Origin of the sequence: Psychrobacter sp. (genome assembly GCF_018260395.1) — a bacterium.
Taxonomy (GTDB): domain Bacteria; phylum Pseudomonadota; class Gammaproteobacteria; order Pseudomonadales; family Moraxellaceae; genus Psychrobacter.
In genome coordinates this window covers 2,956-12,943 of record NZ_JAGLBC010000062.1, presented here as the reverse complement: position 1 = coordinate 12,943, position 9,988 = coordinate 2,956, and the positions used below count along the sequence as shown (strand labels likewise).

5 protein-coding genes and 1 pseudogene are annotated in these 9,988 nt (G+C 42.5%); 4 read left to right on the top strand and 2 right to left on the bottom strand.

Annotated elements, in window-relative coordinates; genetic code table 11:
- Nucleotides 1–248 precede the first annotated feature (248 nt).
- From QZ265_RS06280 to QZ265_RS06270, 3 genes are all read left to right on the top strand, one after another.
- Nucleotides 249–1,607: an efflux RND transporter periplasmic adaptor subunit gene (locus QZ265_RS06280; protein WP_296404476.1), complete on the top strand. Its 1,359-nt coding sequence runs from the start codon at nt 249–251 to the stop codon at nt 1,605–1,607.
- Nucleotides 1,608–1,708: 101 nt separating this feature from the next.
- Nucleotides 1,709–4,810 carry an efflux RND transporter permease subunit gene (locus QZ265_RS06275; protein WP_296404474.1) on the top strand — a complete coding sequence of 1,034 codons (3,102 nt, stop codon included), beginning with the start codon at nt 1,709–1,711 and terminating at the stop codon, nt 4,808–4,810.
- Between the two features lie 369 nt (nt 4,811–5,179).
- Nucleotides 5,180–5,767 carry a YceI family protein gene (locus tag QZ265_RS06270; RefSeq protein ID WP_296404479.1) on the top strand — a complete coding sequence of 196 codons (588 nt, stop codon included), beginning with the start codon at nt 5,180–5,182 and terminating at the stop codon, nt 5,765–5,767.
- 64 nt (nt 5,768–5,831) lie between these two features.
- Here QZ265_RS06270 and QZ265_RS06265 read toward each other — a convergent pair whose 3' ends face one another.
- Nucleotides 5,832–6,200, bottom strand: coding sequence for a hypothetical protein (locus tag QZ265_RS06265; RefSeq protein WP_296404473.1), 369 nt, complete (start codon nt 6,198–6,200; stop codon nt 5,832–5,834).
- Nucleotides 6,201–6,331: 131 nt separating this feature from the next.
- Between QZ265_RS06265 and QZ265_RS06260 the strand changes: the two genes are divergently transcribed.
- Nucleotides 6,332–8,041: a formate--tetrahydrofolate ligase gene (locus QZ265_RS06260; protein ID WP_296404470.1), complete on the top strand. Its 1,710-nt coding sequence runs from the start codon at nt 6,332–6,334 to the stop codon at nt 8,039–8,041.
- Nucleotides 8,042–8,144: 103 nt separating this feature from the next.
- Here the strand turns inward: QZ265_RS06260 and QZ265_RS06255 are convergent.
- Nucleotides 8,145–9,731: pseudogene (locus tag QZ265_RS06255) on the bottom strand (YifB family Mg chelatase-like AAA ATPase).
- Nucleotides 9,732–9,988 lie beyond the last annotated feature (257 nt).

The window sequence follows — 9,988 nt, the reverse complement described above, 5'->3', positions numbered from 1 at the left end:
TCCTAATGAGGTATTCTTTAATATCTAACGTTGCACTTGGTCTGTTAATCTAAGTTAGCATATATCTTAAAAAATTTTAATAAAGTCAAATTTATCAGTAATATGCACCGTTTTTACTTTTGAGGCTACATACTTATTAGTGTCTTGCACAATTGAGAACGATAAGACCCTAAACAAATAGTGTTAATTTGACGTATAATTTAAATAATTTTTTTATTTATCCAAACCAATGTGTTTGCGAGACTGATATGACTAGTAATTCTGATCCCAATAAAAAACTTCCTAATGATATTCCTGCGGTCACTACTTCTAATAATCTAGAATCAGAGCAAAGTGCTACGTCTGATAAAAAGGATGCTGTTTCTAATTCTGAATTCATACCCTATAGCACTGAAGCTGTTAAATCGAAACCCAAATGGATTTGGCTTTTACCTTTACTGCTACTTACATTATTGATGGGTTTATTTGCAGGTCGGATGTGGGGAGAAAAACAGCCTAAAGGTAGCGACGCAAATTCAGAAAGATCGGTATCTCCTCAAATGAGTACTGCTACAGGTGTCACTGAAGTTGAAAAAGAGGTGACCTCTAAACCTGTCCTTACGGTAGAGACAGTAACCCCATCTCAGTCTAGTGTGGCTAACGATTTGACAGCCGACGGTACTATTAGTCCAGAAACCACTTCAACCGTTAATGGCAAAGTTAATGGCGTGGCTATAGACAGAGTACTGGTAAGAGAAGGCGACCCTGTCAAAAAAGGACAAGTACTCGCAGTATTTGATACGGATGCCATGAAGCAACAATTAATCCAAGCCCAAGCAGAATTGGCTGAAGCTGAATCGAGTTATGATTTAGCCAAGCGTGATGCAGAGCGCGTATTACCTTTACTTAAAATAAATGCCATTAGTCGCCAAGAAGCCGATCGTTATGTGGCCACAGCCAATCAAGCAGCAGCATCGGTTGCAGCCTCAAGAGCTCGGCTGAATAACCAAAACTTAAATATGCAAAACGCAAATGTTACTGCACCGGTGAGCGGCGTCATCAGTAAAAAAACAGCCAATGTTGGTAGTGTGCCTGGACCTGAACCTCTGTTCACCATTATTGAAGAGGGAAAGCTTGAATGGCAAGCACAAGTAGATCCGAATAAAGTAGGTCAAATCAATGTTGGTACGCCGGTAGAAGTCAGCTTACCTAATAACCAAAGCGTCATGGGTAAAGTAAGCCGGATTTCACCGACTGCAGAAAATGGAAGCCGTCAGATTACAATTTTTGCTTCATTGGCTAGAAACCCAAATGCAAGAGCAGGGATGTATCAACGAGGTACTTTCAAATTAGGTAATGATGCAAAAATGACGATACCCGTTAGCGCGGTAGTTACACAAGATGGCTATGATTATGTGATGCAGGTAAAAGCGGTAAAAGATGCCAACCGCAATACTATTTACCGAGTTAGCCAAGTAAAAGTTAAACTCGGCGAACGTCAAGGTGATCGTGTGGTCTTGCTTGAGCCGCTTTCAGGTGCAGGGAATATTGTGCGTCAAGGGGGTAGCTTCTTGAGTGATGGCGATATCGTTCGTATTGCAGAAACGACGCCAAAACCTGTAGCCTAACCCAAAGCTGTAGCTTGGCCAAAACCTATTGAAACGTTCAGCCCCAGTTAATCGTAAAGCCGTAAGCTAATGTTGACCCTATTCTCCGCAGGAAGCACTTTATGAGCCTTAATGTCTCAGCCTATTCCATCAGAAATCCTTTAGTTGCGATACTTCTATTTATACTACTGACCCTAGGTGGTATTTATGGATTTATGCAAATGAAGGTTCAGCAATTTCCTGATATTGACTTCCCAGCTGTGGTCGTCACCGTTACTCTGCCAGGCGCTGCGCCAAGTCAGTTAGAAAATGATGTGGCAAAAAAGATTGAAAATAAAATTGCCAGTATCGAAGGCGTTAAGCATATCAACTCTACCTTGCAGACTGGGGCCGCCACCATTTCGACTGAATTTGTGTTAGAAAAAGACATCCAAGAAGCTGTCGACGATGTTCGCTCTGCTGTGGGTGAAGTACGCGGGGAGCTACCGGCGGCAGCGAATGACCCTATTATCAGTAAGCGAACCACTGCAGGACTTCCTGTTGCTACCTACTCTGTGTCTGCAGAAGGGGTAAGCGGGGTCGATATGTCTTGGTTTGTTGATGACGTGATTAATAAGCGCTTGTCAGATATTAAAGGAGTCGGTGCAGTAAGCCGTGTTGGTGGTCTGAATAGAGAAATTAAGGTTGCTGTAGATCCTGAAAACTTAAATGCGTTACAAATTCCAATTGCTCAGCTATCACAGCAAATTACCAATATTCAGCAGGATACTTCAGGTGGTGAGGCCAAAGTGGGTAACAACACTCAGACCATTCGCGTACTTGGGGGTGTTGACAACGCACGTGAGCTTAATGAGTTGCAAATTGCAGTCCCAACAGGGGGCACACAAAGCTTAGGATCAATCGCCCAAATCACAGACGGCTTTGCTGACCCAAGTTCTGAGGCGCAATTAAACGGCAATACGGTAGTGGCGTTTAATGTCACCCGTAGCCGCGGTGCTAGCGAAGTAGAAGTGGTCGAAAAAGTCGATGCTGAACTTGCCAAACTGCAACAAGAAATGCCCAATTACACCATCACTAAAGTATTTGATCGTGCCACACCTGTTGCAGATGATTACCATGCTTCCTTAAAAATGCTTATTGAAGGCGGTATATTAGCTGTGCTAGTGGTATTTTTATTCCTGCGTAACGTTCGCGCCACCATTGTCGCTGCGGTGGCACTGCCCTTATCTGTTATTCCGACCTTTTTAGGGATGTATTTATTTGATTTTAGTTTAAATATTATCAGCTTGCTGGCATTGTCATTGGTCATTGGAGTATTGGTGGATGACGCGATTGTCGAAGTCGAAAACATCATGCGCCATCTTAGAATGGGAAAAACGCCTTATGAGGCTGCGATGGAAGCTGCTGATGAAATTGGTCTAGCAGTAGTGGCAACTACTTTTACCTTAATTGCTGTGTTTTTGCCAACGGCCTTTATGAGTGGTGTGGTTGGGCAGTTTTTCCGTCAATTTGGCTGGACAGCTGCTATTGCCATATTTGCATCATTGTTGGTTGCCCGTTTGGTTACCCCCATGATGGCCGCTTATGTTTTAAAACCTGAAGCCAACTATGTCGAAAAAGACAGTTGGCTTATGCGTCAATATCTTAAGACAGTCAGTTGGACAATACGCCATCGCTGGTTAACGCTTAGCGTAACCCTAGTGCTGTTCATGGCCTCATTAACGTTAGTAAAATTATTACCAACGGCCTTTATTCCTGACAATGATATTAACCAAACGCGTGTTGGTATTGAGCTGACGCCAGATGCCAGTTTAGAAGATACCGCTCGTATTACTGCTTTGGCACGTGAAAGAGTCATGCAGGTTGATGGCGTCACAGATGTACTAAGCGTCGTGGGCGACCCCCAAGCGGCTAGTATGGATTCACGCTCAAATCAAAGCGCTGCCAAGAACCAAGCCAGTCTAGATATTATTTTGGCGCCAAGAGGTGACCGCGTCACCAAAACCCAAATTGAACGCCAAATCACCGATGTCTTAACCGATGTGCCCAGTGCACGTTTTAATGTCGGGCTATCTAGTGGCGGCGAAACCGGCTATAGTTTTTCATTGACCAGCTCAAACCCAGAGTTATTGGAACAAACCGTTCAGCAAGTCCTGACTGAAATACGATCGCTGCCGAACACCGGCAACGTGACCAGTAACCGCAGCTTACCTATGCAAGAATTGTCTGTTTTGCCTGATAGAGTTGCTTTAGCAGACCGCGGTGTGACCACTCAAGGCATTGCAGATACGTTACGTATTGCTACGCTTGGTGACTATGAGCAGCGCTTATCTAAGCTCAATTTAGATACTCGCCAAGTCCCGATAGTGGTGCGATTGACAGATAAGGCTAAGGATAATATCAGTCAACTTAGTGACTTATATGTACCGACTAGTCGAGCAGGCACATCCCCTGCCCGTATCGGTGAGGTTGCTGAGTTATCATTTGGTACCGGCCCTTCACAAATCCGCCGTTTCGATCGTGAACGCGCTATCCAAATAAGTGTTCAGCCTGGATCTGGAGAGCTTGGAGAGCTTATTAAGGCCGTTAAATCGATCCCTTCATTACAGCCAGACCGTCTGCCTAGTAGCATTAGCGTGATCGATCAGGGTCAAGCAGAGAGCATGGCAGAACTTATGAGCGGATTTGTTATTGCCATGATTGTCGGTATCATCTGTATCTTTGGGGTGTTAATGCTGTTATTTGGTAAGGTATTACAGCCCTTTAGCATCTTAATGGCATTGCCTTTATCTATTGGCGGTGCGTTTGTGGGCTTAGTGTTGACCAATAGCAGCTTATCTATGCCATCGATGATTGGTTTTATTATGCTGATGGGTATTGCCACCAAAAACTCTATCTTATTGGTAGATTATGCCATTATCGCTGAGCAAGACTTGGGGTTAAACCGCTTTGATGCGTTGATCGACGCGTGTCATAAGCGTGCTCAGCCAATTATTATGACGACTGTCGCTATGGGTGCAGGAATGTTGCCATTGGTGTTTGGTTGGGGTTCGGCAGATCCTACCTTTCGTCAACCGATGGCCGCCGCTGTATTGGGTGGACTGGTCACTTCAACGCTACTTAGCCTAATTGTAATCCCTATGGTCTATACCTTTATGGACGATATCTCAAAACAATTACGCAAATGGTTTCGTCCGAATGGACCTGCAAATAAAACCGCTTAGAGCATTACATTGCTATTTTTGCGTCATAATGCTGTTATGCGATAAACGTGTTATTTGATAAGCGAGTTATTTGATAAGTGTGAATTACGCTAAAGATTCGATAAAGGTGTAATGACTTACTGACCAGATAACACTGTGGTGATAAAGTCTGTGAATTATGCTTAGGTTTTATCACTTTTAAGCTTAGTGACTTTTAAGATTAGTTACTTTTAAGATTAGTTACTTTTAAGATTAGTCACTTTTAAGCTTTTTAAGGTTCGTCGCTTGATAATGCAATATAACTTATGACAGCCTCTTTTAAAATAAGGTACCTTTATTATGCTCTTCTCTAAACTTGCTTATGTATATCCTTTGACGTGTCTATTATTGATGGGAGGTGCAGTGAGTACTGTGCAAGCCGCAACTTATGATATCGACCCCACTCATGCCAATATTCGATTCGCCATTGACCATTTTGGCACGTCTACGAATACCGGTGGGTTTTATAATTTAACGGGAGAAGTTGAGTATGAGCCGAAGCAAAAATACGGCAAAATTTCTATAATTATTCCTTTAGATAAGATTAATACAGGCAATAGTGAGTTTGATGAGACGCTTAAAGGAAAAGATTTTTTTGAGGTAGAAAAATTTCCTATTGCTAAGTTTGAGTCTACTCAATGGCACTTTTCAGACCAACCTTCATTATTTGGAAGGTTATTTGGCGCCAATAACCAGCAATCGTCTTTGCCTGTCACACAGATTGATGGCAATTTAACTTTACATGGCCAAACGCATCCTGTTACCTTACAAGCGACTAAATTTAACTGTTATCTAAGCCCCATTCTGAAAAAGTCAGTATGCGGCGGCGACTTCACAACCACTATTGATCGTACCCAGTGGGGCATAAGTAAATATGTGTTATTAGGAATCACCAAAGATGTGGTGTTGAACATACAGATTGAAGCCGCCAAAAAATAGCTTTAAATAGGGTTTACCTTAAAAGCATATTTTACTTTTTCATTAATAATGTCAATTCACATCATTATTGAGGAGGTGGGGCATAACTATTATCAGCAGGATAGGCTTGCGGATTTAACGGATGTGGCTTAGTAGGATCGTATAACTCATATACTACAGTCCCAATGATACCCGTGTTTTGAATAGACCTATTTAAGGCTCTACCCGTATAACGTTTATCGGCATTACTAATTTGCATGCCTTCGATTGGCTCATTACTAACACGACGTAAATCAACTTCATTTACTTTAGACTCCACCTCATCACCCCATTTGGAACCCAAACGTTCTGACTCGTTGGCTACTTGTGAAGGTGAAGGATGTACAACAATGACTGGTGTTACTTCAGCATCTGCTTCTTGTGAGATTGACTCATTTGTTGATTGTATTTTCAAGAATAACTGTGTTTTCACGAATAATTATATTTACATTAATAGCTTTATTTTTCAAAAAACATCTGCTGCAAATTTAGCGCAATAGCGCAATAATGATAACTATCAATTTTAACGATTCACGAGGCCATGTCATGACCCTACCTAGCGATATCGAAATTGCTCAAAAGGCTATCTTAAGACCTATTATAGAAGTAGCTGAAAAAATTGGCATTTCACCCGATAATATTGAACCTTACGGGTATTACAAAGCCAAACTGAATCCTAACGATGTATTTGCCAAACCGCCAAAATCTAAAAACAGTAAATTGATACTGGTTACAGCTATCAATCCTACTCCTGCGGGTGAAGGTAAAACTACCGTTACCATCGGTCTGGCTGATGCTTTCAATAGAATCCATAACCAAAAAAACGATGGTAAACGTACCATTGTGGCGCTTCGTGAACCTTCTATGGGACCGGTTTTTGGTATTAAAGGTGGGGCAGCGGGCGGTGGCTATGCCCAAGTACTGCCTATGGAAGATATCAACCTTCATTTTACCGGCGACTTTCATGCGATTGGCGCTGCCAACAATCTATTGGCAGCCTTGCTGGACAATCATATCCATCAAGGCAATGCGTTAAATATAGATCCCAAGCAAGTACTTTGGCGTCGTGCTATAGATATGAATGACCGTCAACTACGCAATATCGTTAGCGGAATGGGCAGGACTACTGATGGTGTGATGCGTGAAGATGGCTTCGATATCACGGTGGCGTCAGAGGTCATGGCAATATTTTGTTTGGCTAATGATTTAGCAGATTTAAAAATACGCCTTGGTGACATCTTGGTGGCCTACACGCTTGATAAAAAGCCAGTGTATGCCAAAGACCTTAAGGCCAACGGCGCAATGGCAGCCTTATTAAAAGATGCCATTAAACCAAACCTTGTCCAGACCATTGAAGGTACCCCAGCTATCTTACATGGTGGCCCATTTGCCAATATTGCGCATGGCTGTAACTCGGTCATTGCCACCCGTACTGCTATGCATTTAGCGGACTATACTTTAACAGAAGCAGGCTTTGGGGCAGACTTGGGCGCAGAGAAATTCTGTGATATCAAGTGTCGTCTGTCTGGACTGACGCCAAATGCGGCCGTGGTGGTTGCTACCATTCGAGCTTTAAAATATAACGGCGGCGTAGCAAAAGAAAATCTTAAATATGAAAATATAATCGCTTTGGAGCAAGGATTACCCAATCTAACCAAGCACATCGAAAACTTACAAGAAATTTTCGGCTTACCTGTGGTAGTGGCCATAAATCAGTTCGAGAGCGATACGGATGCTGAGATTGAAATGGTACGTAAAGCTTGTAAGCGTCTTAAAGTAGACGTCGCTTTAACCCAAGTGTGGGAGAAAGGTGGCGCAGGCGGTGAAGCATTAGCCCAGACTTTAATCAGGCTTATAGATGAGCATGAAAATAAAGCCAGTCAGTTTAAGTTTGCTTATGACATCAATAAGCCAATAGCCAATAAGATTCGTCAAGTTGCACAGCGTATCTACGGTGCCAATGACATCGACTTGAGCAGTACCGCAGTCGCAAAAATTCGTCGTATAGAAGCGTTAGGTCTAGATAAAAAACCTATATGTATAGCCAAGACTCAATATTCATTAAGTGATAATGCCAAGCTAATAGGGCGTCCTACTGGATTTAATATTCATATCCGAGACGTCACTGTATCAAATGGTGCAGGCTTTATTGTCGTCATTTGTGGCCCGATTATGAAAATGCCAGGATTGCCAAAGTCACCTTCTGCAGAACGTATCGATGTCGATGATAATGGCAATATCATGGGACTGTTTTAGGCAATCAATTTTAGAATAAAGCTTTGCCTAACGTTATCATGTTTTATGATATAGACTTTTATTACTTAGGGGGTTTTACTATGGTAAACCACTGTCTTGATAGCTAACTGCCTCTGTAGCTTAGTGCTTCGCTTAAATGAGGCGTTTTAATGTCTGCGCTATTTGCTAAGTCAGCTATGGTGCGCGCCACTCGTAACAAACGATGATAGCTTCGCGCTGATAGGTTAAGCTTACTTTGTGCCATTGACAGTAATTGTTTCTCGCTTTCTCCTAAAGTGATATGTTCATCCATCTCACTAGGGGTTAACTCACAATTGGGCTTATTTTGTCTGGTCTGTTGCCGCTGATAGGCTTTGGTAACCCGTTCTCGAACAGTTTGTGACCGTTCACCTGCTACACTGTTTTGTAAATCACTAATGGGCAGTGCCGGTACATTAACCTGCAAGTCTATTCGATCCAATAATGGACCTGAGATTTTATCTTGATAGCGCTGAATTTGCTCAGGTCGACAATGGCAACGATTAGATGCGTCCCCATGATAACCACAAGGGCAAGGATTCATGGCTGCTACCAATTGAAAGTTAGCTGGGAAAGTGGACTGTTGGTTGGCTCGGCTAATGGTAATTTGCTTAGACTCTAACGGCTGGCGTAACACCTCTAGCACCTTACGATCAAATTCAGGCATCTCATCCAAAAACAAAATCCCTCGATCAGCCAAGGTGATCTCACCGGGTTTAGGCCTAGAACCACCGCCTACTAAAGCAACCGCTGAAATAGTATGGTGAATTTCCCTAAAGGGTCGGGTACCATACTGATATTCGGTATTAGCCACAGAATAAGTACTGGCAACCTCTAGTGCCTCTTAATCATTTAAATCTGGCAATATAGTGGGTAAACGGGCTGCCATCAAAGTTTTGCCAGAGCCTGGAGGGCCTGTAAATAATAAAGAATGCCCGCCAGCCGCTGCTATCTCTAATGCCCGTCTGGCATGATGCTGACCTTTAACATCAGCTAAGTCTACTTTATAACTGGCATTAACCTTTGGTACCTTTGAGACGACTGCTTTTAATAACCCTACCTGAATACTTGTTGAATCTGATGAATTATTATCGATCGTTTCGGCATTCTCGGCTTGTAGATGGTCACAAACCTCAATAAGATTTTGAGCCCCATAGACCTCAATACCCCCTACTCGACTTGATTCTAATCCATTACCGGCTGGCACCATAAGCTTACGAGTTTTGTTACCTTTATTGTTATTACTGCTGTTGTTACTACTGCTGTTATTATTGCTATCGGTCTTAATGGCCCTTGCTACCGCCAGTCCACCGGCTATCGACCGTAAATCGCCGTTTAATGCCAACTCACCAATAAACTCATAATCTTGTAGCCACTCAGGCTGTATTTGACCACTGGCCGCCAAGATACCCATTGCAATAGGCAAATCAAGACGAGCTCCCTCTTTTGGCAAGTCAGCTGGTGCCAAATTAATGGTTAATCGGCGATTGGGGAATTGAAAGTTTGAATTGATTAATGCCGACCGAACCCGATCTTTACTTTCTCTCACCGCCGCTTCTGGTAATCCCACAATAGTAAGTGCAGGCAATCCTTGAGATAAATGGACTTCTACCATAACTTCTGGCGCATGTAGACCTACTACTGAACGGGTATGTACTTGAGCAAAAGACATCAATGACCTTAATATAATGGTAATAATTAGATTTATTTCACTTATAGTAAATTATTTATTAATAGTAAGCAAAGTTAGCTTTACATTATCTGCATCAAAGTGCATTTTTAGTCCATGAAATCAACTATAGAAATAAATAGATTCTAGTACTAAATTAACTCTAATAATTAGGGCTTAAACATACAGCTAGTGATGTGCCATAGTGCCATGGTGCCATGGTGCCATGGTGCCATGGTTACAAAGTAACGCAGAAGATA